The sequence below is a fragment of the Lacibacter luteus genome (assembly GCF_004118265.1).
Classification (GTDB): Bacteria; Bacteroidota; Bacteroidia; order Chitinophagales; family Chitinophagaceae; genus Lacibacter; species Lacibacter luteus.
The window spans coordinates 288,719-314,751 of sequence record NZ_SDHW01000002.1; the positions used below are offsets into that span (position 1 = coordinate 288,719).

General features: G+C 41.8%; 18 protein-coding genes. 14 read left to right on the forward strand and 4 right to left on the reverse strand.

What is annotated here, in order from left to right; translation table 11 throughout:
- The first annotated feature begins 137 nt into the window (after positions 1-137).
- The 8 genes from ESA94_RS08920 (at position 138) to ESA94_RS08955 (ending at position 11,293) form a co-directional block, all read left to right on the forward strand.
- Positions 138-1,826 carry a B12-binding domain-containing radical SAM protein gene (locus ESA94_RS08920; protein ID WP_205755942.1) on the forward strand — a complete coding sequence of 563 codons (1,689 nt, stop codon included), beginning with the start codon at positions 138-140 and terminating at the stop codon, positions 1,824-1,826.
- Positions 1,827-1,928: 102 nt separating this feature from the next.
- On the forward strand, positions 1,929-2,615 hold the full coding sequence (locus ESA94_RS08925; RefSeq protein WP_129130540.1) for a response regulator transcription factor: 687 nt from the start codon (positions 1,929-1,931) through the stop codon (positions 2,613-2,615).
- A 16-nt stretch (positions 2,616-2,631) separates the two neighbouring features.
- Positions 2,632-3,948 (forward strand): sensor histidine kinase, encoded by a 1,317-nt coding sequence (locus ESA94_RS08930; RefSeq protein WP_129130541.1) that lies wholly within the window; start codon positions 2,632-2,634, stop codon positions 3,946-3,948.
- A gap of 168 nt (positions 3,949-4,116) precedes the next feature.
- Positions 4,117-5,502 (forward strand): TolC family protein, encoded by a 1,386-nt coding sequence (locus ESA94_RS08935; protein WP_129130542.1) that lies wholly within the window; start codon positions 4,117-4,119, stop codon positions 5,500-5,502.
- A gap of 38 nt (positions 5,503-5,540) precedes the next feature.
- Positions 5,541-8,816 (forward strand): efflux RND transporter permease subunit, encoded by a 3,276-nt coding sequence (locus ESA94_RS08940; protein ID WP_129130543.1) that lies wholly within the window; start codon positions 5,541-5,543, stop codon positions 8,814-8,816.
- 12 nt (positions 8,817-8,828) lie between these two features.
- Positions 8,829-9,941 (forward strand): efflux RND transporter periplasmic adaptor subunit, encoded by a 1,113-nt coding sequence (locus tag ESA94_RS08945; protein WP_129130544.1) that lies wholly within the window; start codon positions 8,829-8,831, stop codon positions 9,939-9,941.
- A gap of 85 nt (positions 9,942-10,026) precedes the next feature.
- On the forward strand, positions 10,027-10,509 hold the full coding sequence (locus tag ESA94_RS08950) for a response regulator transcription factor (protein ID WP_129130545.1): 483 nt from the start codon (positions 10,027-10,029) through the stop codon (positions 10,507-10,509).
- 250 nt (positions 10,510-10,759) lie between these two features.
- The gene (locus ESA94_RS08955; RefSeq protein WP_129130546.1) at positions 10,760-11,293 is read left to right on the forward strand and encodes a DUF4199 domain-containing protein; all 534 of its coding nucleotides are present in this window, start codon (positions 10,760-10,762) and stop codon (positions 11,291-11,293) included.
- Positions 11,294-11,367: 74 nt separating this feature from the next.
- On the opposite strand, the gene ESA94_RS08960 is transcribed toward ESA94_RS08955, so the two are convergent.
- From ESA94_RS08960 to ESA94_RS08970, 3 genes are all read right to left on the reverse strand, one after another.
- Entirely contained in the window at positions 11,368-14,502 is a 3,135-nt protein-coding gene (locus tag ESA94_RS08960; RefSeq protein ID WP_205755943.1) for a VPS10 domain-containing protein, read from the reverse strand.
- Positions 14,503-14,579: 77 nt separating this feature from the next.
- The gene (locus ESA94_RS08965; RefSeq protein WP_129130547.1) at positions 14,580-15,245 is read right to left on the reverse strand and encodes a CPBP family intramembrane glutamic endopeptidase; all 666 of its coding nucleotides are present in this window, start codon (positions 15,243-15,245) and stop codon (positions 14,580-14,582) included.
- 27 nt (positions 15,246-15,272) lie between these two features.
- A complete protein-coding gene (locus ESA94_RS08970) occupies positions 15,273-15,473 on the reverse strand; it encodes a hypothetical protein (RefSeq protein WP_129130548.1) in 201 nt (66 codons plus the stop codon).
- 224 nt (positions 15,474-15,697) lie between these two features.
- On the opposite strand from ESA94_RS08970, the gene ESA94_RS08975 reads away from it, so the two are divergent.
- The 5 genes from ESA94_RS08975 (at position 15,698) to ESA94_RS08995 (ending at position 21,248) form a co-directional block, all read left to right on the forward strand.
- The gene (locus tag ESA94_RS08975; protein ID WP_164972682.1) at positions 15,698-16,642 is read left to right on the forward strand and encodes a c-type cytochrome; all 945 of its coding nucleotides are present in this window, start codon (positions 15,698-15,700) and stop codon (positions 16,640-16,642) included.
- A gap of 92 nt (positions 16,643-16,734) precedes the next feature.
- Positions 16,735-17,127, forward strand: coding sequence for a hypothetical protein (locus ESA94_RS08980; RefSeq protein ID WP_129130550.1), 393 nt, complete (start codon positions 16,735-16,737; stop codon positions 17,125-17,127).
- A 127-nt stretch (positions 17,128-17,254) separates the two neighbouring features.
- Positions 17,255-17,842: a c-type cytochrome gene (locus tag ESA94_RS08985; RefSeq protein ID WP_129130551.1), complete on the forward strand. Its 588-nt coding sequence runs from the start codon at positions 17,255-17,257 to the stop codon at positions 17,840-17,842.
- A 112-nt stretch (positions 17,843-17,954) separates the two neighbouring features.
- Entirely contained in the window at positions 17,955-19,223 is a 1,269-nt protein-coding gene (locus ESA94_RS08990) for an OmpA family protein (RefSeq protein ID WP_129130552.1), read from the forward strand.
- Between the two features lie 18 nt (positions 19,224-19,241).
- Positions 19,242-21,248 (forward strand): tetratricopeptide repeat protein, encoded by a 2,007-nt coding sequence (locus tag ESA94_RS08995; protein WP_129130553.1) that lies wholly within the window; start codon positions 19,242-19,244, stop codon positions 21,246-21,248.
- Between the two features lie 68 nt (positions 21,249-21,316).
- Here the strand turns inward: ESA94_RS08995 and ESA94_RS09000 are convergent, their stop codons facing one another.
- Positions 21,317-22,651: a glycosyltransferase gene (locus ESA94_RS09000; RefSeq protein ID WP_129130554.1), complete on the reverse strand. Its 1,335-nt coding sequence runs from the start codon at positions 22,649-22,651 to the stop codon at positions 21,317-21,319.
- Between the two features lie 228 nt (positions 22,652-22,879).
- Between ESA94_RS09000 and ESA94_RS09005 the strand changes: the two genes are divergently transcribed.
- Complete coding sequence (locus ESA94_RS09005; protein WP_129130555.1) at positions 22,880-25,972, forward strand: ligand-binding sensor domain-containing protein; 3,093 nt, start codon at positions 22,880-22,882, stop codon at positions 25,970-25,972.
- The last annotated feature ends 61 nt before the right edge of the window (positions 25,973-26,033 follow it).

A 26,033-nucleotide genomic window follows, 5' to 3' on the forward strand; every position in this document is an offset into this window, starting at 1 on the left:
GTCACCCGCCTCTGCATTTGGGGTGGCTCACCCGCTGATATTATGATAGGATTTATTAGGTATGCCATACCTATGGCATACCGACAAGTAGTTACAGTTGGCAATAGGTATGCCATACCTATTGACGACCCACCCAGATGAACTATTTTTGCCGGATGCGTTTATTACTCACCACCCTTAATGCCAAATACATTCATCTCAATCTTGCGATCCGCATTTTGTATGAGCTGAACAAACATCACGATGGCTTGGCGTGGAAAGAATTTACGATCAGGCAAAAGCCGGAGGATATTGCGCAAGAATGTGCTGATGATGAGGTGGTGGCCTTTAGTTGTTATATCTGGAATATCACCCAAACGCTGAAAGTGGCAAAAGCGATCAAGGCCATTAATCCCAACTGTAAAATTTTATTGGGCGGACCGGAAGTGAGTTACGAATGGGAGGAGATCATTGCAGAGGATTGCATTGATTATATCATTATCGGCGAAGGTGAAATTCCATTCCATGAATTTTTAACGCATTATCCAAATGTGGAAGCTGTTCCCAATCTTGTTTATAAAGTGGATGGTGAAGTTCGCTACGAAGAAAAAGGTGTGACTTATGATGTAAGCAATTTTATTGGCGTGAATCCTTACATCAATGATCCAGTTGAAGATCTGTACAACAAGGTTTGTTACATTGAAACAAGTCGTGGTTGCCCGTACAAATGTGGTTTTTGTTTAGCGAGTCTCGATAACAATGTGCGTTATCTGCCCATGGCTGATATTAAAAGCAACCTGCTTTATTTAATGACGCATGGCCGTGTGATCAAATTCCTCGACCGTACGTTTAACATGAAGCGTGATTTTACACTGGATGTTTTTCAGTTCATTCTCGACAATCATAAGCCGGGTAATGTATTCCAGTTTGAAATTACAGCTGATATTCTGCATCCTGATATTATCAAGTTTCTCAACGAGAAAGTACCGAAAGGTTTGTTCCGGTTTGAAATTGGTATTCAAACGGTGAATCAAAAAGCAAACCTTGAAGTAAGCCGCAAACAAAATTTCGAAAAAACAAAAGGCATCATCAAACAGGTGCAGGATGTGGTTGATCTGCATCTCGACCTCATCGTTGGTTTACCGTTGGATTATTTCGAAGATATTAAATACAGTTTCGAAGAAGTGTTTAAACTGTTTGCTCCTGAATTGCAGTTAGGCTTCTTAAAATTTTTAAAAGGAACTCCTGTACGTAAAACTGCAGCAGCACATGGTTATGTGTATGATCCGGTTGCACCTTACCAGATCATTGAAAGCAATTATCTCAGCAAAGAAGAATTGCGCCAGGTTACATTAGCAGAGGAAGCATTGGAAATTTACTGGAACAAACCACGTGCTATCAACACACTCAAATATGTAACGGCTTATTACAGTGTGTTCGATTTTCTGCAAGGCTTAGGCAATTACTTTGAAACGCATTGCGATCTGCACAAACACGATCTGAAAGATGTGTACACGCATTTGTTTGCGTATGCTAAACAAGCATATCCTGAAGATGCGGTATTGCAGCAACTCATCAGCATCGATTATTATTTGCAACATAAAATAAAACCGGTGTCGCTGTTATTGCCTGAGCTTGATGCCTCTATTAAACAACAACTCATCGAGCAACATAAACTCAATCATCACAAACTGCGTTTTGCGATGTTGCCTGTATCATTCAACTGGGCAGAGTTTGTACAGCACAATCATATTCTTGAAGCCGATGCTGTTCTTGCTATTTCGTTCGACGGAAAACAAAAACCGGAAGTGCTGGAGAATATTGCTGTGAACCGTTGGCGTTGGTAAGCAGGTTGCAGCTGCCAGGCAATTGGTTAATTTTACAGTTGGTTTCCCTGTCAAGGATTTAACTTCAAAAAGTCTTCAAAAAGGCAGGCAAAATTTGTAGTTATGAAAGTGTTGCTGGTAGAAGATAATAAGGAGCTGGCCGAAAGTATCAGCGATTATCTGCGTGGTGAGGGTTATCTCATTGAAAAGGCGCATACTGTTTATGATGCCGAAGACAAGCTCATTGCTTTCAGTTACGACTGTATCTTACTCGACCTGATGCTGCCCGATGGCAACGGCATTGATCTGCTTCGTTCGATCAAACAGGATAAGATCAACAGCGGCGTACTCATTATTTCTGCAAAAGATGCGTTGGACGATAAAGTGGCCGGGCTGGAAGATGGCGCTGATGATTACATTACCAAGCCCTTTCATCTTTCAGAATTACATGCAAGATTAAAAGCCATCTATCGCCGTAAAAAACTGGATGGAAGTAATGCCGTTGTGTTCAACGATATTTCGCTTGATACAAACCGGATGGAAGTAATGGTGAATGATGCCTTGCTCGATGTGACAAGAAAAGAATACGATCTGCTCTTGTATTTCATTATTAACAAAGACAGAGTTTTATCTCGACAGGCAATTGCCACACATCTTTGGGGCGACCAGGCCGATGATCTTGCCAATTTTGATTTTGTTTACCAGCACGTAAAAAATCTGCGTAAAAAAATAAGTGCCGCCAAAGGCAACGATTATATTGAAACGGTGTATGGTGTCGGTTATAAATTCAATTCATTGAAACAGGCATAGCCTTTAAACAAATGTTATGAAGCTGCTCACAAAAATTACGATCTGGTATATTGCGATTGTTGCCATCATCATGGTAGTAACAATGCTGATTGCACGTCACAATCTTGAACTGGAAAATAAACAGGCAGAGATTGAACGCCTTACCGATAGAAACAACGGCATTGCTGAGCAAATTAAAACCGGTGGATTGTCATCGGTGCATCTTGAAGGAGAAGCACTGACAATCACGAAATGGGCTGGACCAATTCCATCATCCAAGACTACCGTAGAAGAAAACACTGTCTTCAACAAACATATCGGCAGAGATGAACATAAAATAACCGTCAACTCTTTTTATCAATCGGGGAGTGATGTGTACAAGATCTCTTCACACAACTACATTACATTAATATGGAGCAGCATTTTGCAAAGTCTTGCAATGAAACTGCTGCCGATCATTTTGTGTATTGTTATTGCGGCATCATTGATATCTCGTTACATGCTTTCACCATTCAGGAAAACATTGGAAGCATTACGTTCATTCAACATCACCGAACGGAAACAACTGGAACTTGCGCCAACTACAACGAAAGAATTTAAAGAGCTGAACCTGTTTGTAAAAGACATGACGGATAAAGCCATTGCAGAATATGCAACCATTAAAGAGTTCAGCGAAAATGCATCGCATGAGTTACAAACACCTTTGGCTGTTGTGCAAAGCAAACTGGAACTATTAACCGGAACAAATATTGATGAAACACAGGCGGCACTCATGGCCGATATGCAGAATGCCATTGAAAAACTTTCACGCATCAACCGTTCACTAACCTTGCTCACCAAGCTGGAGAATCATGAGTTTGTACCAAGCGATATTAAGTTCTGCAGAATTGTAAAAGATCAACTGGCGTTATACGAAGACAGGTTATCATTAAAGCAGATAACTATTCAGCAACAGCTCGATAAAAATATTCATACGCACATGCATCCGGCATTGGCCGAAATTCTTGTCGGCAATTTATTGAGCAATGCTATACGGCATAATATTGAAGGCGGTGCTATTGTAGTTACACTCACACAACAGCAACTCCGCATCAGCAATACCGGTTTGCCTCCTGAATTACCAACGGATGAATTGTTTCAACGCTTTAAGAAAAGTAATCAATCGGCCGACAGTACAGGACTTGGTCTTGCTATTGTAAAACAGATCTGCATGGCCAGCAACTTTACTGCACGCTATGAATATGATGGTGGTTGGCATCATCTCATGATCTTCTTCGATAAAAATGTAAATCGTTCAGAAGTTGTAACAGCTGTAAAAGAACAAGTAGAAGAAACCGTTTTACAACGTTCATAATTTCATTTTACCGTTTATCACGCATGTAACTGTTTGTTGTTATACAAACAGTGCACTGCATTTGCATAAAGCAAACATTTGTTGAGTGAGCCTTCAAATTTGCTTCAAAATGCAGTTCTTTTTTTGTGTTGCCTGCCATCTATTTTGACCCGCTTTAAAATTTACAGGATGTATAAAAAGAAACAACGAATGCTGTTGATCATCGGCATTCTTACCAGCTGCATTACACAGGCACAGGAACTACTAACGCTGAAGGGTGCAGTTGACACAGCCGTTAAACAATACGGCACAATCAAAGCAAAGAACCATTACGCCAAAGCTTCTGCCGAATTAATTGAACAGGCAAAGCGTGACTATCTGCCCAATCTTAATGTTGCAGCACAACAGGTGTATGGTACTATCAACGGACAAAACGGACCGCTTTATGGTTTTGGTCTTAGTGCTGCATCATCAGGTTTGCCATTGGCACATCAAAGCTGGAACGCTGCATTCGGCGCATTGTATCTCACCAATATCAACTGGGACTTTTATGCATTTGGTCGTGCTGATCAAAAAATAAAAGTAGCACAGGCCAATACTGCAAGAGATGTAAAAGATTATGAGCAGGAAATATTTCAACACAAAATAAAAGTGGCAGCAGCTTATCTTAATTTATTGGCTGCTCACCAGCTTTCATATTCCTATCAAAAAAATCTTGACCGTGCAGATACACTTCGCAGGATCGTTATCACACGCACAAAGAATGGTTTGGTAGCCGGTGTTGATTCATCGCTTGCCAACGCCGATTATTCCAATGCAAAAATTTTATTGACAAGAGCTGTTGATGCAGAGCAACAACAGAAAAACATTTTGCTGCAACTGCTCGGCGGCACCGTTAAAGATTTTGTGGTAGATACATCGTTGCTTACACGAGTGCCAACGCTTGTGCAAAGCATTGTTGATACTGCAGCACATCCGTTGTTGCAGTTTTATAAAAGCAGGTTGCTGCAGAACGAAGCACAACTGAAGCTGACAAAAAAATCATTCTACCCTGCATTTACATTGGTGGGGGTGTGGCAGGCAAGAGGTTCCGGTTTCGAAAGTGGTTATGTAACCGATCAGACATTGTTCACCCATAATTATTTCACCGGTGTAAAACCTGTTCGTCATAACTATTTAATTGGCGTGGGTGTTACCTGGAATCTTACACAACCTTATCGCTTAACAAAACAACTGCATGCACAACAACTTATCGGTAAAGGGTTGCAGGAAGAATACAATCTTGCAACGCAACAAATAGAACAGCAATCGCAATTAGCTGAAACAAAGATCAGCAATGCATTAATTGTTTATCGTGAAGCACCTATTCAAGTAAAAGCAGCAGCCGATGCTTATTTACAAAAATCAGTGTTGTACAGAAACGGATTAACCAATATGGTTGATGTGGCACAGGCAGCGTATGCATTGATACGTGCAGAAACAGACAGAGATATTGCTTACAACAATCTCTGGCAGGCATTATTGCTGAAAGCAGCAGCAACAGGCGATTACAGTTTGTTTGAAGCGCAATTATAATAAAGTAGACAATCACCAAACATTAGAGAAAAGAACGCATGAAACTGATCAGATTTGCATTACGAAAACCAATCACCATACTGGTACTTGTTGCGGGTCTTTTGTTCTTTGGAATAAAAGCTGTGAACAATGTAAAGGTCGACATCTTTCCCAAGCTCGACTTACCGGTTATTTATTTATCACATCCCTTTGGCGGTTATACACCCGCACAAATGGAAACATTTTTTGCCAAGCAATACATCAACATCTTTTTGTTTGTAAACGGACTGAAGAGTATTGAAACAAAAAACATACAGGGTCTTACGTTGATGAAGCTGAGTTTTTATCCCGGCACCAACATGGCACAGGCAGCAGCAGAAGTAAGTGCATTTGCCAATCGTATACAGGCCGTGTTTCCAACGGGATCGAATCCGCCGTTCCTGATACGCTTCGATGCATCAACATTACCGGTTGGACAATTAGTATTAAGCAGCGATAAACGAAGCAACAATGAGTTGCTTGATCTGGCGAATGTGTATGTGCGTTCGTCGTTCACTTCTATTCCCGGTCTTGTTGCATCGCCACCTTTTGGTGGTAACGTACGTTCTGTTGTGATCAAAGCTGATCCATCGTTGTTACGTCAACATAACATGACACCTGATCAATTGGTGGAAGCATTGCGGTTCAATAACCAGACGACACCATCAGGCAATGTGCGTATAGGCGATAAGAATTACATCACACCAACAAACACTACAGTTAAAACCATAAAAGATTTTGAAAATATTCCGTTGTTTAAAGGCGGTGTACAGAATCTTTACCTGCGTGATGTAGCAACGATTGAAGATGGTGCAGATATTACTTCGGGTTATGCATTGGTGAATGGACGACGTTCTGTTTACCTGAGTATAGCGAAGGGCGCAGATGCTTCTACATGGGAAGTGGTGCAGAATTTAAAGAAAGCTATTCCACGCATTCAATCGCAGTTGCCGGAAGATGTAATAGTTACGTACGAGTTCGATCAATCAACGTATGTGATCAACTCGGTAAAAAGTTTAATGAGTGAAGGAATTATTGGCGCCATCCTCACCGGCTTAATGGTGTTTTTGTTTTTGGGTGATGTGCGTGGCGCATTGATCGTTATTCTTACCATACCTATCTCTATCATCAGTTCTGTTTTGTTCCTGAGTTTGTTTGGTCAAACCATCAACATTATGACCTTGAGTGGTCTTGCACTTGCTATCGGGATATTGGTAGATGAGAGTACGGTCACCATTGAAAATATACATCAGCATCTGGATATGGGTAAACCAAAAGCACTTGCTATCTGGGATGCATGTAAAGAAATCGCTTTTCCGAAATTGCTCATCCTGTTTTGTATCCTTGCTGTGTTTGCACCCGCATTTACGATGGGTGGTATTCCCGGCTCATTGTTCTTACCACTTGCATTAGCGATTGGTTTTAGTATGGTGGCTTCCTATTTCCTGGCGCAGACATTTGTACCGGTGCTTGCAAACTGGTTAATGAAAGTAAAACATCACAAACATCCATCGGGCAGAGATATGACGGATGCGGAAGAAATGGAAGCAGCAGGCATCAGCGATACCGAACAGGATTCATGGAAATTGAAAGCTGCATTGGCCGAAGGAAAGAACATCGATCATAAAGAAAGTATGTTCGATAAGATGCGGAAGCGTTACCTCAGCTTTATCGAACGCATGATGCCTTATCGTAAAATAATTGTAACAGGTTATTTATTGATTGTATGTGCAGTGGCTGCATGGATGATCAGCAGTATTGGTCGTGATGTGTTACCGAAAGCAAACGGCAAACAATTCCAGGTACGTTTGCGTATGCCCGATGGTACACGTATTGAAAACACCGAACTGCAAACTGTGAAGATGCTGGATGCCATCAATAAACTGGTAGGTAAAGAAAATGTATCCATCACATCGGCCTATGTTGGTAATCATCCGCAGTTGTTTTCTATCAGTCCGATTTATTTATGGATGGCCGGTCCGCATGAAGCAGTTGTGCAGGTAGCATTGAAAGAAGATTATCATGTAAACCTTGATGAACTGAAAGATTCGCTTCGTGCAAAAGCAACAGTGTTGGATCCAACAATGAAACTTTCGTTTGAACCCATTGAACTCACCGATAAAATTTTAAGCCAGGGTTCACCAACACCTGTTGAAGTACGTTTCTCCGGTCGTAATAAAAAACTCAACGAAGAATATGCAAACAAGATGGTGGCGGAGATGAAAAAAATTCCCTACCTGCGTGATGTGCAGGTTGGTCAATCAACACGTTATCCTGCTATCAACATTAACATTGATCGTACACGTGCTGCCCAGTTGGGTGTTGATGTGAGTGATGTGTCCCGTTCGCTGATCGCTTCCACTTCTTCATCACGTTACACCGAAAAAAATATCTGGGTTGATGAAGCAGCGGGCTACAGTTATGGTGTGCAGGTGCAGATACCGGAAAATAAAATGAACAGTGAATATGAGCTGGCTGAAATTCCGTTGCTGCGCAATTCACCAAGACCTGTGTTGGGCGATGTGGCAACATTTACTCCCGGTTATACGTATGGCGAAACAGATAACCTCGGCGCCATGCCGATGTTGACTGTAACAGCAAACATCAACAAAGAAGATCTTGCATTGGCCATTAAAGATGTAAACAAAGCAAAAGCAGCATTGGGTGAGTTGCCAAGAGGATTGAATGTTGATCTTATTGGTATGAGCAATACATTGACCGATACACTTGATAGTTTGCAAAGTGGTTTGGTGGTTGCAATCATTGTGATCTTTTTGATGTTGGCAGCCAACTTCCAATCGTTTAAAGTTTCAGCGGTGGTGTTGGCAACAGTGCCTGCTGTAATACTCGGATCGTTGTTGTTGCTCATGATGTTTGGTTCTACACTCAACCTGCAATCGTATATGGGTATTATCATGTCGGTGGGTGTATCCATTTCCAATGCGGTATTACTTATTACCAATGCAGAAGAATTGCGCAAGCATAACGGAAATGCAATGTTGGCAGCAAAAGAAGCAGCATCGCTTCGTTTACGCCCAATTGTGATGACGGCGATAGCGATGGTGGTGGGTATGATACCGATGGCCATTGGCATGGGCGAAGCAGGCGATCAGTCATCACCACTTGGCCGTGCGGTTGTTGGCGGTTTAATCGCATCAACATTTGCAGCATTGTTTATTCTGCCGCTTGCATTTGCATGGGGTCAGCAAAAAGCAACCACCAAAAGTGTATCACTTGATCCGGAAGATGAAGAGAGTGTTCACTACGCACATTCAACAAAACATCAGCACAACTAAACTACTAAGAGAATGAAACCAAGTATGATCATAAGAACATTATCCATTGCAGCAACCGCCTTATTGGTGTTGGCTGCATGTAAAGACAAACAGGAAAAAGAAACAAAGAAAACAGAAGCGGCAATTAGTCAGCCTGCAATAACAGTATTTACATTGCAGAAAGATTCCATGAATACAACAGTGCGTATACCCGGTGAGTTGATCGCTTTTCAACAAGTAGATCTGTATGCAAAAGTGAACAGCTTTGTAAAGAAGTTGATGGTTGATGTGGGCAGCGAAGTATCAGCAGGACAATTACTGGCTACACTCGAAGCGCCGGAAATGAATTCACAATTATCAGCAGCAGCTTCAAGAGTAAAAATGCAGGAAGCAGTTTATGTTGCCAGTAAAGCAACATACAATCGCCTGTTTGAAACAAGTAAAACACCCGGTACTATTTCACCACAGGATCTGGAACTGGCTTATGCCAAACAACAATCCGATAAAGCATTGATGGATGCAGCAAAAGCACAGTACAGCGAAATTGCTGAAACAAGAAATTACCTGCAGTTGCGTGCACCGTTCAGCGGTGTTATTACTGCAAGGAATGTAAGCAGCGGTGCGTATGTGGGTCCTTCGGGCCGTGGTTCTGAAATGCCGGTGTTCACGTTGCAGGAACAAACAAAACTCCGCTTGGTGGTAAGCATTCCTGAAGCACAGGCAACTTATCTTAACAACAAACACGAAGTGAAGTTTACAGTGCGTTCGCTCACCGATACATTCACGGCGAAGATTGCACGACAGTCGGGCGCATTGGATAACCGTTTACGTTCAGAGCGTATTGAAATGGATGTGCAGAACAAGAATAAAAAACTGCTGCCGGGTATGGTTGCAGAAGTGATCATTCCGCTGAATGGAAATGAATCAACATTTGTAGTGCCATCGTCTGCAGTGTTGAACTCAACACTTGGCGTGTTTGTCATTAAAGTGGTTGATAAGAAAACGATCTGGGTACCGGTAACTGTTGGTCGTGTCAGCAATGGACGAACAGAAGTATTTGGCCCGCTTTCAGTAAACGATACATTGGTAACAACTGTAACAGAGGAAATAAGAAACGGAGCAGAAGCAGGAGTGATCAAGTTGTAGTTATTGTTTTTCACTTTTTATTATTTGAATAAGCCGCAGTTATCTGCGGCTTATTCTTTTTACAGAATGAAGTACTTTAGTACACATGTTGCGCTTTCTGCAGAAATATAAACAGGTGTTCCTTTATGCAGCTTCGCTGGTTGCGTTGCTTTTATTGTTGCAGGTGTTGCAATACAAATTCCTGTTGCTGAGTCATTCCTTTGAAATTTATATTCTCTGTATTGCTATTCTGTTTACCTGTTTGGGCATCTGGCTGGCATTAAAACTGGTAAAGCCGAAGAAAGAAATTGAAACCATTGTTGTGGAGAAAACGGTCTATCAACAGGAACTGACCGAAGCGGATAAAGAAGCGATGGAACGTGAACGACAAAAGCTTGGCTTAAGCAACCGTGAAACAGAAGTGTTGCAGCTGATGGCCGAAGGGCTGAGCAACCAGGAAATTGCCGAACGTTTATTTCTTTCATTGGCTACCATAAAAACACATTCTTCTAATTTGTTTCTGAAGCTGGATGTTAAACGCAGAACACAGGCGGTGGAAAAGGCAAGGCAGTTGGGGTTGATTGCGTAGATATTATTGAGATGCCCGACCTGACAGGTTGAGCTTTCATTTCAATCAGCATACCTGTTGTAAAGACAGCATTATAGTTATTAACCTGTCAGGTCTGTTCATGAGTTTGGTCTGATGGTTTGCAACCGTACCGACCAGCGTTTCCCTCAACCTTTTGAATGATTTTGCAACTCCACAGCCTATTTCATACTTTAGTATGAGCACTCTCACCGATGGAAACAGCACCTTTACTTCATAAAAAAATTAAAGTATGAAAAAGAATGTTCTTGTATTCGGTCTGATCGCCGGCCTCGTTGTTTCTCTTTTTATGGGTGTGAGCATGACGGTGATGTACAATAATCTCAATGCCGATCATGGGGTATCGTCGATGGTGATCGGCTACCTGAGTATGCTGGTAGCGTTTTCGTTCATTTTTGTTGCCGTTAAAAACTACCGTGATAAACAGAACGGCGGTGTTATCAGTTTTGGAAAGGCATTTAAGATGGGTTTGCTCATTGCATTGATCGGTTCTACCATGTATGTTATTACCTGGGCTTTCCTGTATAATTTCTATATGCCCGATTTTATGGACAGGTATTGTGCACAAATGATCGAGAATTCAAAGGCAACTTCCACGCCTGCAGAAATTCAACAACTGACCGAGCAGTTGAATACACAAAAAGAGATGTATAAAAATCCCTTGTACTTTATTCTGTTTACCTATTTTGAAATTTTCCCGGTGGGGTTATTAGTATCGCTTATTACAGCATTTATTCTGAAAAGGAAGACAGCGAAAGTTGCATAGCTCATTAATGAAAGAGGGCTGCTTCATTTTGAAGCAGCCCTCTTTATCTTATTCTTCTTTTTTAATCTCTTAGCTTAATCCTTAAACAACTTCACCGGTGTGCTCTCTGCCAACTTTCTGTAAGCAGCCCATTTGCCACTGGTGAACTCGTTGATCCTGTTCACACTTTCAGTTACTGCTGTTTCAGCTTCAACCACCAAACGTTCTGTTTGTGCTGTTGGTGCTGCAATTTTTCCACCGATCTCCTGGCGGGCCGCACCTAAAATAGTTTGCGTTGTAATATCAGCATAACGGGTAATACCTTGTCTGTCGCTGGCAGTGCGGCCAAAAATGCTTTCCCGGATTTTCTTGATCTCATCACGCATCTTTGTTGTTTCCTTACGCAGACTGTCAACATCTTTTCCTTCGGCACCACGCAACTGTCCTTCCATTTTTGTAAGTGTTTCTTCCGCATCAACGATCTTATCAACTGCAGCTGTTAATTTATCGGCACTCACTTGTAAGCGATCGAACATTTTTTTCTTTGCATCATACACTGCACGAGGTTGTGGCACACGTGGATCGTCTTTTACTGTAACCATTGTACTGTCGCTGAACTTACCAAGTGTTACAATCATTTTGTAAGTACCGGGATACACAGGCCAACCGCCACCTTGTTCATTTGCACCGGGTCTTGGTTTAGGACTGCCGGGAAAACGACTTCCTTTTGTATCATAGTTCCAGTAAAAACGGTTTAAACCACTATCTGCTTTTACCTTCAACATACGCAGTTGTTTGCCTCCATCATCATAAAACTTAACAACTGCACTATCGGCTTTTGCTTTGCTTGTATCGGCTGCATGATTTACAAAAAACGAAAGCATCGCTCCTCTTCTTCTGTTCTCACCTTCAAACAAACCCCATGTGCTCCACTCGTAACCGGGTGCGTTGCGGAAGTTTGCCTGGTAAGCTGTTGGTGCTTCTATCACCTTCAGCTTTGTAGTTTGTGCAGCACCGTTTGCTTTTGCAGCTGCACGCAACGGACGAATATCATCCAACACCCATACTGCACGACCGAATGTTGCAATGATGAGGTCAGCTTCACGTTCCTGAATAGTTAAGTCGTAGGTTGATACACTTGGATAATCGTTTTTCCATTGCTGGAATGTTTTGGCATTATCCAAACTCACCCACAATCCATGTTCTGTTCCAACAAAGATCAGGTTTGGTTCTGTGGGGTCCTGTACCATACAAAGTGCATAACCTTTCAATCCTTTATTCGCCAAAATATTTTCCCATGTTTTACCAAAGTCTTTGGTGCGGAAAACAGTAATGGCAAAATCACCACGACGGTAATCGTTGCTCACAACAAATGCTTCTGCTTCGTTATACTTACTTGCCTGTACTTGTGTAATCCATGCACCCACATTCATACCCGGAATTTTACCACGGAAGTTGGTCCATGTTTTACCGCCATCTTTTGTTAACTGCACATTACCATCATCTGTACCAACCCAAACAACTTCTTTGTTTTTTGGAGATGGTGCAATAGCCATAATGGTATTGAAATTTTCTGCACCTGTAATATCTAATGTTAAACCACCTGTTTCTTCTTTCTGTTGTTCGGGATTGTTGGTTGTAAGATCGGGAGAAATGATGCTCCAGGTTGTTCCTTTATCTGTACTCTTATGGAGGAACTGGCTTCCAAAGTAAACACTGTTATTATCAAACGGATCAAGTGCAATACCACTGTTCCAGTTGAAACGCATTTTCTTTCTTGCTTCCGGTGCAGGTGGACGAACAAATTCTGTTTGACCTGTAGCTACATTATATCGACCAACAGATCCACCCTGGCTCATGGCATATACCCATTTACTGTCGGTTGGGTCGGGTACCACATCAAAACCATCGCCACCCCAAAGGCTTTCCCAATAATAATTGCGGATGCCACCATCGATCCATGTGTAAGCAGGTCCACGCCAGCTGCCGTTATCCTGCAAACCACCCATTACGTTGTATGGAATTTCATTATCTACATTGATATGATAAAACTGACCGAAAGGTAACTGCTCATCAAAGCGCCATGTTTTACCACGGTCTTTACTGATGCCGATACCACCGTCATTACCTTCAATGATTAAATTTTCGTTTGTAGGATGGATCCACCATGCATGATGATCGGGGTGAATACCATTGTAAGGGATCATGGTTTGAAAACTCTTTCCACCATCTTCACTATACGTTACTGTTGAGTGAATATCGTAAATGCGGTTTTCGTTTTTCGGATCAACATAAATTTCCTGGTAGTAAAAAGGACGATCGGTGATCTGTGCAGGATCGCTGTTTACCAGCTTCCATGTAAAGCCCCCATCTTCACTTTTATAAAAACCATTTTTGGTTGCTTCTACTTTTGCATATACAATGTTTGGATGCGAAGCTGCAAAGGCAATACCGCAACGTCCCATTGGTCCGGCAGGCATGCCATCTTCTTTACCTAATTTTTTCCAGTTCTTCCCACCATCAACGGTAATATATAAACCACTGCCGGGGCCACCGCTGTTAAAGTTCCATGCTTTACGTTGGTGTTGCCACATATTTGCAATGATCTTATTGGGGTTCGATGGATCCATTACCAATTCTGCACAACCGCTGGTATCATTTGTATATAAAATACGCTCCCATGTTTCGCCACCATTAGTTGTTTTGTACACACCACGTTCGCTGTGAATGCCGTACGGGTTACCAATAGCTGCTGCATATACGGTATTGGGGTTTGTTGGATCGATAAGGATGCGGTGGATGTTTCTTGTTTTTTCCAAACCCATACGCTTCCAAGTTTTACCGCCATCGAGTGTTTTGTAAATACCCTCACCAAGGTTGAGTGAGTTGCGGGGATTCCCTTCACCTGTACCAACCCATATTACAGAAGGATTACTTTGCTGCACTTTTATTGAGCCGATATTAAGAATAGGCTGTTCATCAAAAAGAGCCGACCACGTAGCTCCGCCGTTTTCTGTTTTCCATACACCGGCGCTGGCGCCACCTACAAAGAAGATCTCGGGATTGCTGTGTATGGCATCAATGGCAGTAACACGGCCACTCATACCTGCAGGCCCTATGTTGCGTGCTTTCATGTTCTTGAACTCTTCCAGCTTAACCTGTGCTGTTGATTGCATGCCAAACGCAAGCAAGCCCATTACGGGCAGGCACTTCAGAAAAATTTTTCTCATTACAGATTGGTTTTAAGAAAATGAAGTTGAGAAAAGAACGGCGAGAATCAAAATGTTTTTGATGAGAGGTAGGCACATTATCCACCGTAGAAATGTGTAAGACCTAAATAACTGAGTGTTAAAAAAACGGTATCGATGAGGCCATGCACAAGTACGTTGATCCAGCAGTTTTTCCAACGTACATAAATAAACCCGAACGCAATACCAAAAACAAAGGTTGTTATTGCACCGGAAACTCCCTGGTAAATATGTGGTACTGCAAACAAAGCTGCACTGATGACTATATGCAACACAGGCTTATTGCCAAGTATACGTTGCAGCTGTGCAATAATATAGGAGCGGAAAAACAATTCTTCGCCAAAAGCAGCACTCAGCCACATTAAAAGCAGCCACTTTACATACAAACCTGTATTGCCTTTAAGCATTGTAAAGGCCGAATAATCTGCCGGTTCGTTAAAAAGTTTTGTTATTGCAGGCTGTACAATAAAATCCATACTGCATTCAAGTACAATGTATGCAAGCAATGTTATCAGCAGATCTTTTGCTGTAAACTTCTTTAACTGTAATACACGGATGTTTCCATCCTGCAACCACGTAAATAAAAAAGCCAGTACACTTATGGTACAAAACGTGTACGGAAACTTAAACAGCGGAATATACATTACCGAAAAAGCTAGCAGCAGGAATAAAGCAGCTATCCATTTGCTTTGCTTTCCATTTGCCTGCATTACAAGGTCACGCATGTGTACAGATTTTTTTTAAATAATTACTCAGGCTGCACGATGCTGCATTTCTTCTTCATCTGTATTGTTTTGCTGTTGCAGTAAAACAGCTGCTTCGTTTATGGCGGCAGCAATTAAAGGGTACGATTGATGAACACAACCCCGGTATTGAAAACAGTTGGGGCATTTGTGCTCGTTGCAATCGTGTGTTGCAGGCGGCTGCCTGTCGGTAAAGTGTTTTTCGTTCATTGATGTAAGGTTTGGTTAACAGTAACTATACGCAAACTTATTATGGCATGTTACTGCAGGCAACACAACAAGGCATGAGTTGTAAAAACAACTGCATGAATTGCAACTGGCCTTTTCTGCATAAAAACTTCAAACAGTTCATGCATTCACCGCAACAGTTCATACAGGAACAGGTTTTCTTTAAACCGTTATTCAACAAGTTTTGCAGCATAAACCTTATTATCATGAAACGCTTCCGCAAAATTTTAAAGTGGACGGGCATTATCCTGTTGTTCATTATTATTTCTGTAACTGCATTAACAGCTACACGTCAAAATCAAAAATTTGAAGCACCTTATCCTGCTATTAAAGCCAGTACCGACAGTGCTGTTATTGCAAGAGGTAAACATCTGGTGTTTAGTATTGCACACTGTGCCGATTGCCACAGCAGCCAGAATGTTGATTCGTTGTTGCAGCTGGGTATTGAACCTTCGTTAAGCGGTGGTTTTAAATTTGAATTACCTATTGGCAACATCTACGCAAGAAACATTACATCCGATAAAGAAACCGGCATTGGTAACCTTAGCGATGCAGAAATTGCAAGAACACTCTACTATGGTGTTGGCTCCGATGGTCGTGCTATGTTCGACTTTATGCCTTTCCATAACGTAAGCGAAAGCGATATGCAGGCCATCATTTCTTACATACGCACACAAAAACCGGTAAAGCATAAAGTACCGGAAAACGAGTTTAACGTAATGGGTAAAGTAGTGAAAGCGTTTATGTTGAAACCAACCGGGCCCAACGGTACGATTCCTAAAACCATTACTCCCGATTCGTCTGCCGCTTATGGCAGCTATCTTGTAAACTATGTTGGTAATTGTGCAGGTTGCCATACACAACGGGATGCGATGACGGGAGCTTATATTGGTCCGCACATGGCAGGTGGTAATGTGTTTGCAGAGCCGGGTAAAGACACATTGATTTCTCCCAACCTTACTCCCGATGAAAGCGGAAGACTGAACGGATGGAACTTTGAATTATTTAAAAACCGTTTCAGAAAAGGAAAGCTCATCAAACACACGCACATGCCATGGGATACCTATAAACACATGACAGATGATGAGCTGAAAGCAATCTACAATTATCTGCAAACGATCGAACCTGCAAAAATGCCTGCGGCGAAATAATTATTCTTAAAAAAGAAACCATGCTTCTTCAACTTATATTTTTCATCAACCTGTTGCTGTACAGTGTTATCGTCAGTCAATCATTTATGTAAATGATCGCTCTGCGTAATGTACAGGAACAGCTCGATGCTGCAACATATATCCGTTTACGTAAACTCATTGATCAGAATTTTCTGCGCAAGTTTAAACCGGTAATGTATGCAGCATTGGTAAGTGGTTTGGTGCTGATTGTTCTCTGCTTCATTGATGGTTCGGAGTTTCTGCGTATTGCTTCTGTAATCGCCTACCTGGCTTTGTTAGCCGATGTTGCATTAACCGTTAAAGGCGATCTGCCCATTAATGCCATCATCAACAGCTGGAGCGAAGAAAATTATCCGGCAGACTGGAGCAGTTATCGTAACAAATGGCTGCAGTATTTCAGCGGCAGGCAGGCAGCAAATATTTCTGGCTTTCTTGTTTTATTGGCAACAGCTGTATTTGCTTAATGCATGTTGATGACTGCGGAAAATGCTGCGTTACAATTCATGCAGGCTTTTTCTCAATTCATGCCGGCCGCTTTATAAATGCAGATTGCAGCAATCTATTTTGCGCATAATTAAAAACTTTATCATTATGCGCAAATCTGTATTGTATACTGCATTTACGGTATCTGCTATTACGCTTCTTGCAATAGCCTGTAATAATGGTGGCAAAGAAACTGCTGCGGAAACACCTAAAGCCGATTCTGCTTCACTTGTAAAACGTGGCGAATATTTAGTAGCTGTTTCCGGCTGCGACGATTGTCATTCACCCAAAACAATGGGTCCCAACGGACCGGAGCTTGTACAGGAGTTACGTTTTTCGGGTTATCCTTCTACACGACCCATACAGGAAGTAGATAAAGAAAATTTAAAGAAAGGCTGGGCTTTGTTTGGTCCGGACTTAACCAATGCTGTTGGCCCCTGGGGTATGTCGTTTGCTGCAAATATTACCAGCGATGCTACCGGTATCGGCAACTGGACAGAAGCACAGTTTTTTACAGCCATCCGCAAAGGAAAATACAAAGGCCTGGAAACAGGACGCCCCCTGTTACCACCAATGCCTTGGTTTAATCTTAAAAACATGAGCGATGAAGATCTGCGGTCTGTCTTCTATTATTTAAAAACAACAAAGCCTGTTGAAAATGTAGCTCCTGCACCAAAAGCACCAACTGAACTATAATTATTACAACTACAATTCAGGCAGCATTTAAACCAATTCACACAAAAGCCGCTTAGTAAGCGGCTTTTTCATTTTCAACTTTACAATCTTATCATCAAACAAACATGCACTTATGAAATGGAGCACACTACTTCTTGCACTGGCTTTAATGCCGGCATTAACCAACGCACAATTAAACGGTTTGGTCAATAAAGTAAAAAGCAAAGTAAACCAACGTGTAAATACCAAAACCGACCAGGCTATTGACGAGGCACTGGATGAAATTGAAGGCAAACCAAAAAAGCAAACATCAACAACAACTAATACAACAGCCGAAACTAAAAAGCAACCGGCCGTTGCTTCCTTTACCAAATACGATTTTATTGCAGGTGAAAAAATTCTGTATGCAGAAGATTTTGCTGCAGAAGCCGTTGGCGAATTACCGCTTGGCTGGAACACGAACGGCAGCGGCGAAGTTGTAAGCATCCCTGATCAAAACGGTAAATGGTTGCGTTTACATAAATCATTCATTTATCTCAGCAATAACACAAAAGAGTTTGGCGATAACTATACCATTGAGTTTGACATGGTGCTGCAGTTAAAAAACAACGGTTGGGGTTTTCCCGAACTTTCGGTTGGTGTGCTTGCATCGGGTAGTTTAACAACAACCGATAACAGTTTATTAAAAGAGTACGATCAAAATGCGTCGGTAATGGCGGTTATCCGCCCGGGTGCTGCATCGCCAAGCAGGCTCAACATAGAATCGAAACTTACTAACAAAGCTTATTTCAACAGCAACACAAAAGAGTACATCGAACTGGAAAAATATTACGGTGTGCCGGTGCATGTTGCTATACAGGTGCAGAAAGAACGTTTCCGTATGTGGATCAACGAAACAAAAGCATTTGATGTACCCAAGGCTGTACCACTCGAACAAAAAATGAATCAGCTGTTCTTTAAGATCAGCCACACCAACTATGCCGAAGATGATTATGGTTTGTTTGTAAGCAATCTTAAAATTGCAACAGGCTTACCCGATACAAGACATAAGCTGATTGAAGAAGGTAAATTTTCAACAACAGGAATTTTGTTTGATGTAAACTCTGCAGTGATCAAACCCGAATCGTATGGCATTATTAAAGAGATCGGCACGGTGTTAAAAGAAAATCCAACCGTTAAGATCAGGATTATTGGCCATACCAGCAGCGATGGTGATGATGCAGCCAATCTTGAACTGTCGAAAAAACGTGCAGCAGCAGTAAAAGAATTACTCCTGAAAGAATATGGCATTGCCGATGCAGCAATTGAAACAGATGGGAAAGGCGAAACACAACCTGTTGCCGATAACAAAAGCAAAGAAGGCAAAGCGGCGAACCGCAGAGTGGAGTTTATTAAACTGTAACACATCAATTCAACTGTTATGAAATCAATTCTTCTTACGGTGTTTCTTTTTGTGCAGGCAGTTTCGTTTGCCCAAACAATGCCCGATGTAAATAAGATGATGAAGATGAGCCCTGCTGAGCTGGAAGCGTATAAGAAAAAAATGATTCAGCAAAACACGGCCAAGGCACAGCAAATGGCGGAGCAATACAATCTCAATGTTAACACATCCATACTACCCAATGTAGAAATAAAACCACCGGTAAAAGATGTAAAACGTTTGGCACTTATACCCATAAAGCCTCCTACACGAACCGAGTTGGTAACAAGCTTACAGCAATCGGTTCAGCAGGTACAGAAAGGTATTCCTGCACCTGCAGTTAAAGAGGTAGAGCAGTTTGTTGCATCAAAAAATATTGCACAGCTACACGATGCAGCTGTTGTAAATTTTTACAACAACAATTCAACACAGGCCGTACTAACCATGATGAAGCTGGTGGTTGCCCATCCCGATTCGTTGCAGATGATGAACAATCTTGCTGCGATGTACAACATGATTGGTGTGCAGCAAAAAGCAGTGCCGCTGTTGCAGTATTGTTTACAGCAATTGCCCAACAGCAGTATTGTATTAAATAATCTCGGCCAGAGTTATTATGGCTTGGGCGATCTGTTTACTGCTGCTGCTTTTTTGCGCAAATGCCTCGATGTTGATTCGCTTAACATCGAAGCCAACCACAGCATGGGCATGCTGCACTATTTCAAAAAAGAGTACGATGCAGCCATGAAGTATTTCGAACGTGAAATGAGTGTAGCTTATCGTCGCAGTACAATGGCAATGGCTTATAAAATGGGCAAGAAGTTTAACCTGCGTGCATTGGCCCAACGTCGTAACCAACGCAGAGGCGTAAAGCAAAAAGATTTTTTTGAAGAGATCACGCTCAGCAAGTTTTCATTACCACAATTTCCTTCTTCATCAAAAGATATTATTGCACGTAAAGGCGAGTTTGATGTGTTTGGCTTAAGTGTAAATGCAGAGATCCTGTTCTGGAATGAGAATGCAAGATCTGTTTTAGCCAACGCACCTAAAGGCGATGTCTATCCCGGAGTGTATCACGATTTAGTAGAAGCAATGCTGGAGGAGTTGGGCGATGAGTTTACTCCTCAATACCTCATTCCTTATGGCGATAGTGAATCGGCCACTGCTCAGGAAATTTTGCAACGGGGCGCAAACGCTATTATTAAAGTAAAATGCCCGCAAGCTCCTGCAGGCACCAGTGTTGCTGTTCAACAGGAATTTGAAATTGCCTGTTGCGAAAATCAAAAACGACCATTGGCCGATGTGTTGGTGGGCGAACTGGGCAATCATGTTAAGCCTATCTTCGATCTTGGTGTGGTAAGATGGAAAGCTTACATCAATCAACTTGTAGCTATTGTACAGTTAGATCCCAGTCCATCTAACCAGGCATTGGTGTACAATGCGGTTTCAGGTTATTTTTCTTTCCTCAACACAGCAATGATCTTTTATACCGGTGGTGAAGTAAACAACCTGTTGGCCGGCTGCGTACCCAATTACAAACAGGTTAATCTTGATAGCCTTGTACAATCGGAACGTGATTGGAAAATGGCTTGTCCGTCGTGGTTGAATATTGAAGTAGATCTTGGTGGTGCTGCAGTAAAAGCTGATTGTAATAAATACGCCATTGAAGCAGGCGAAGGTATTATGGCTGGTTTTGAACATGAATTTAAAAGCGGCAAATCAACATTGCTGATGGGTGTTGGTGCAAAGGCCGAATTTTTAGGTGCTAAAACAGAAGTAAAAAGTCAATTCTATTTTACGTTCGATAAAAACAAACAGTTTAACGACTGGGGCATTAAAAACACCGGCGAAATTGGTATATCGGGCACACCTCTTCCCATTGGAGGTATTAAGGTAGGTGGCAACCTTGCCGGTATTGAAATAAGTAATACCTACAGTTTAATGAGTGGTGCTTACGAAGAAAGCTTTGAAAAAAAAGGAATCATTGCGGCCATCTTCAATCCTAATTAAACAAAACATTTTTCAAACAGAAAGCCCCGCAATTGCGGGGCTTTTTTGTGAAGTCCGTTATTTAAATACTAAGCTCTTACCTGTACCGATGTTATTGCTGCCCCAATTAACTCCTGCACATACTTTGCAGTAAGTTCGTTGGGATTGTATTGTGCAAACTCCTCGCCTAATTGTTCAATATTCTGTTTGTACTCAGCATTACGCAACACTTCGTTTACGGCTTTGCGTAGCTGTTCTGCTGTTGGTGTTTCTGTTTTTAAGTTTACACCGTATTTAAAATAACCGATGCGTGCACAAATTTCGTTCTTGCCTTCGTTTATTCCTGCAACTACCATTGGCAGCCGATGTTCAATGCCAAGCATTACACCACCATAACCACCATTGGTTATGTAAGCATCGGCATAAGGCATTACATCATCAAACGAAATAAAATCTTCGATAATAATATTTTGTTGCGGGTATTGTTTACGCAGCTGTTCGGTTTGCGAACCACCTGTTGTACAAATCACCAACACATCGCTGTTTTTAAATGCTTCCAATGCAGGCACCAACAGTTTGTTTACATCACGTTCTACCGTGCCTTGTGTAAGCACAACAACTTTTTCGTACTTGCTCAACCGGGCATCGTACCACTGGCTGTTGTTAGCAGTGCTGCTTCTGTAAGGCAATAGCGAACCAATATAACGCACCCGCTCACTTAAATCGCTGCGCCTGTATTCGAAGCCCGGTGTACCGCTTTGCAACAGGTAATCCGATTTCACCGCCATAATATCGAAAATGAATTCGCCTTTTGTTTTTACAGCATACTGTTTAAAAAGCTTGTGTGCAAAGCTGTTTACTTTGCCAAACAAAATTTTATGCGCTGCAAAACGCAATGCAGCCTGTTTCACTTTTCCAAATAAAGTATAAGACGGCTCCATACCTAAGCCGCTTGGCGGAAGATCTTTTGATGTTTCGGTAAGCGGAAATACGCCAATTGAAATAACCGGCTTTTGCAAAAGATCTTTTACAAAGGGAATACCTGTAAATGCCACATCAGCAATCAACAGATCAAAGTCAAATTCTTTTTGAATGTTGCGGATGTCGGCATAATACTCTGGCCCACGACGAATGAAATAATGCTCCAGGTCGAAGTTGAGTTTTTTAATGGGGTTTTTGATCTTTGAACGTTCGGGAAACAGCTCATCAATTTTTTCTGCCGGAATATCTTTTGCCTGTACAAAATCGTAATGCGGTATCTGCATACGGTCGAGTTTCTTTTTGTACAGATTAGAAGTGTACCAGCGTACATCGTATCCGGTTTGCTGTAAATGTTTGGCCAATCCTGTTAAAGGATTAAAGTGCCCGTCGCCCGGCACGCAGGCAAACAGAATTTTTTTTGCATGTGCTTGTTCGGTGTGCATATAAATAAGGTTTAATGATTACACAAGAATAACCTTACTCCATTGCACGAACAGCAGTAAAGCACATGAGTTGCTCTTTTTGTTGTATGATCTGTTGTAACAGCGCTTTTGCTAGCTGTAAGCATCTTCTTTTACCAGCCCTGTTTAACATCAACTGCAGAAAACAGGGAATGAACTGTGTAAGATGCTGTATGAACGGGTTGACCTTAACGCAGCAATCAGTTATTTTTGATAGAACCTAATTCAACGCTGTTGCTCAAGTATTTTTTACCGTCGCTTTTACTTTTTATAACAACAGAGGCTTTTGCACAAAAGCCGCTGCAGTTTTCGTTTACACACTATACAACAGAAACCGGTTTGCTATCGAACCAGGTAAACACTGTTGTGCAGGACGAGCAGGGCTATTTATGGATCGGTACAATTGATGGGCTGCAACGTTACGATGGTGTGCGGTACAAAGTGTTCAAGCATATTGAAGGCGACAGCAGCAGCATACCTGTAAGCCATGTGCAGCAACTCGTTATCGATTCTAAAAAAAGAATCTGGCTGTTGGCTGGCGATGGATCGGTTGGTATTTGGGATCATAAAAAACTAAAATTCAAACAAGCCGCCGTTCGCTACAAGCATCCAAACATTCAATATGTATCAAAGAGTTTACGGGTTGATGAATTTGGCCATGTGTTCTACCACATGCCTTCAATTATTACTCTTACGTTTCACGAACGGCGCAACGAATTTTCTGAGAAACATAATTTCTTTAAAACGAAACCGGGAACCATTATTGCCGAGTTTGTACAACAGCCCGGAACAAAACGTTACTGGATATCCATTCACGGCGGAGGTTTTGCAGTGTATAATGATGTTACAAAAACCATCAGCTATGCCGGACGAAACGTGGAAAAAATAAAAGCGATCGATTTTTACGAAGGCCCTATCCGTCCTTACAATATCTTTTTCGATAAACAAGACCGTGTGTGGTTTCAAAGCTGGGGCCCCGGCTATCCCGAACTGTTTGCTTATAATCTAAAGCAGGATCAACCCGTATTCGAAAAACTCAATTTTCATACAAAAGAACGTGGCTATTACGAAACAAGGCCTTTCTTTCTGCAAAGCAATGGCAGCGTTTGGATAAGCGGATTAAAAGTGCTTGCACGTTTTAATGAAACAACTAAACAGTTCGAGTTTGTATCAATGGGTGGCGATAACCGCCATGGTATCGATGCAAATTCAATAACGGGCATGTATGAAGACAGAGAGCATAACAGCTGGATAGCAACAGGTAACAACGGTATTTACCGCTTTAACCCCGAAGAAGAGTATTTCAGCAACATTAAACACACCAATCATGCATCGGGTAAAGATGGCGATGGTTCGGTAATGTCGGTAATGCCACTTAAAGATGGCTCTGTATTAATGGGTACCTGGAGCGAAGGCTTGTATCGTTACGATAAAAGCTGGAATCAGCTTCCGCTGAACTTGCAGGGCATCGACAATAACAATTACTACTCTGCATGGAGTATGTACGCATCTAAAGACAGTAATACAATCTGGCTTGGTTTACAGCCATCGGTTGGTAAAATTGATCAGAAGAATAATCGCTTTACTGTTTACTATCCTTCATCGCTTCCGCAAAAAACAGTGCGTTCCATTTCGGAAGATAAGTACGGCAATTTATGGATCGGTTTAAACGGAAGCGGTTTGTATAAATGGAATGCACAAAAAGGTAAAAACGATTTTAATGCAGGTATTGAAAAAATAGCCTTTATCCCCGACCGTAACATCAACAAGATCATTAGCGACAACAAAGGCAATGTTTGGGTTGCCACTGCTACTGATGGCGTTTTTGTTATTGACCCTGCAACAAACAGGCAACTGCTTTTATTCAACAACTCCGCAGCCGGTGCATACAAATTACCGGAAGAAGCTGTTTCGGGTGTTTTACAATACAACGATACAGCGATGCTTATTTCGCTGGGCAAGCGTATTGTGCTGTACAATACAGCAAAGAAAACATCAAGAGTTATTATTAACCCTGCAAACACATCGGGCTATATTGCTTCAATGGAAAAAGATGCTGCAGGCTTTTTGTGGGTTACTACCACAAACGGCTTGTACCGGGTTGATCTTACAACAAAAGTTGTGATACGGTTCGACAGGCTCGATGGTATGGATAACGAAAACTTTGTGCTGGCATCATCCTTCAGATTTAATGATGGCCGTTTATTTTTTGGTTCGCCCGGTAATGCTATTGTGTTTCAACCTTCGGCAATCCGTTTATCAGAACCCGTACTTCCTGCTGTAATTATAAACGAGTTTAAAGTGCTTAACCGTCCATTGCTTGTTGATTCGTTATTGCAGCAGCCGCAAATTGTTTTACAACATCAGCAAAACTCAATTGAAATTGCTTTTGCTACCATGAACTTTGTTAACCCCTATCTTATCCGCTACAAAATGGAAGCACTGGATAAAGAGTGGCGATTAGCTGAGCGTGACTTTACAGCTGTTTATTCTTACTTACCTCCCGGCACATATCATTTTTTAGTAAAAGCAGAAGATCCGGGTATGAAGTCGGGACCGGTTACCATGCTTACTATTGTAATAAAACCTCCGTTCTGGAAAAGCTGGTGGTTTTATGGTTTGCTGGTGTTACTTGCTGCAGGGCTTTTGTACTGGATAGATAAAGAACGTATGAAACGGAAAGAAGTGCTGTTACAAATGCGTACGTCTATAGCAAACAATTTACACGAAGAAGTAAATACGGCACTGAACAATATTAACATGCTTAGCGAAATGGCCCGTATTAAGGCCGATAAGGATGCAGAAAAATCGAAAGAGTTTATTGAGCAGATCCACAGCAAAAGCCATAACATGATTATTGCTATGGATGATATGCTGTGGAGTATTGATCCCGAAAACGACAGCATGGAAAAAACCGTGCTGCGGTTAAACGAATACATTGCTGCACAAAACAACCGCAACATTAGCCAATACGAATTACAGGTAGATGAGCGGATTCTTAAACTGAAACTGAATATGCAGCTGCGGCACGAAACATTTCTGCTGTTTAAAGAAACCATTATTGCACTTATAAAAGCAAGCGTTCAGCAATGCCGCATTTATATTGGCCTGGAAAAGGGAAATCTTGTTTATACCGCCGAGTTTAGTAACGAAGGGGGCAATATGCAGCAGCTTACCAATGTACTCCACAGCAATGAAATGACCAGGAGACAGAATTCATTAAAAGCAGTTGTTGATACAAATTTTCATAAAAGCCATTCTATACTAACCTTAAAAATTCCGGTTGACAGACCGGAGCAATAGCGGCAGTTCATACAGGTATTCGTTCAATTCATAACGGATTACCAGCCTGCAATAGCTGCAT

Coding starts and splice junctions, on each gene's coding strand:
- ESA94_RS08920 (WP_205755942.1), top strand. CDS start 138: ATGAACTATTTTTGCCGGATGCGTTTATTACTCACCACCCTTAATGCC.
- ESA94_RS08925 (WP_129130540.1), top strand. CDS start 1,929: ATGAAAGTGTTGCTGGTAGAAGATAATAAGGAGCTGGCCGAAAGTATC.
- ESA94_RS08930 (WP_129130541.1), top strand. CDS start 2,632: ATGAAGCTGCTCACAAAAATTACGATCTGGTATATTGCGATTGTTGCC.
- ESA94_RS08935 (WP_129130542.1), top strand. CDS start 4,117: ATGTATAAAAAGAAACAACGAATGCTGTTGATCATCGGCATTCTTACC.
- ESA94_RS08940 (WP_129130543.1), top strand. CDS start 5,541: ATGAAACTGATCAGATTTGCATTACGAAAACCAATCACCATACTGGTA.
- ESA94_RS08945 (WP_129130544.1), top strand. CDS start 8,829: ATGAAACCAAGTATGATCATAAGAACATTATCCATTGCAGCAACCGCC.
- ESA94_RS08950 (WP_129130545.1), top strand. CDS start 10,027: ATGTTGCGCTTTCTGCAGAAATATAAACAGGTGTTCCTTTATGCAGCT.
- ESA94_RS08955 (WP_129130546.1), top strand. CDS start 10,760: ATGAAAAAGAATGTTCTTGTATTCGGTCTGATCGCCGGCCTCGTTGTT.
- ESA94_RS08960 (WP_205755943.1), bottom strand. CDS start 14,502: ATGAGAAAAATTTTTCTGAAGTGCCTGCCCGTAATGGGCTTGCTTGCG.
- ESA94_RS08965 (WP_129130547.1), bottom strand. CDS start 15,245: ATGCGTGACCTTGTAATGCAGGCAAATGGAAAGCAAAGCAAATGGATA.
- ESA94_RS08970 (WP_129130548.1), bottom strand. CDS start 15,473: ATGAACGAAAAACACTTTACCGACAGGCAGCCGCCTGCAACACACGAT.
- ESA94_RS08975 (WP_164972682.1), top strand. CDS start 15,698: ATGAAACGCTTCCGCAAAATTTTAAAGTGGACGGGCATTATCCTGTTG.
- ESA94_RS08980 (WP_129130550.1), top strand. CDS start 16,735: ATGATCGCTCTGCGTAATGTACAGGAACAGCTCGATGCTGCAACATAT.
- ESA94_RS08985 (WP_129130551.1), top strand. CDS start 17,255: ATGCGCAAATCTGTATTGTATACTGCATTTACGGTATCTGCTATTACG.
- ESA94_RS08990 (WP_129130552.1), top strand. CDS start 17,955: ATGAAATGGAGCACACTACTTCTTGCACTGGCTTTAATGCCGGCATTA.
- ESA94_RS08995 (WP_129130553.1), top strand. CDS start 19,242: ATGAAATCAATTCTTCTTACGGTGTTTCTTTTTGTGCAGGCAGTTTCG.
- ESA94_RS09000 (WP_129130554.1), bottom strand. CDS start 22,651: ATGCACACCGAACAAGCACATGCAAAAAAAATTCTGTTTGCCTGCGTG.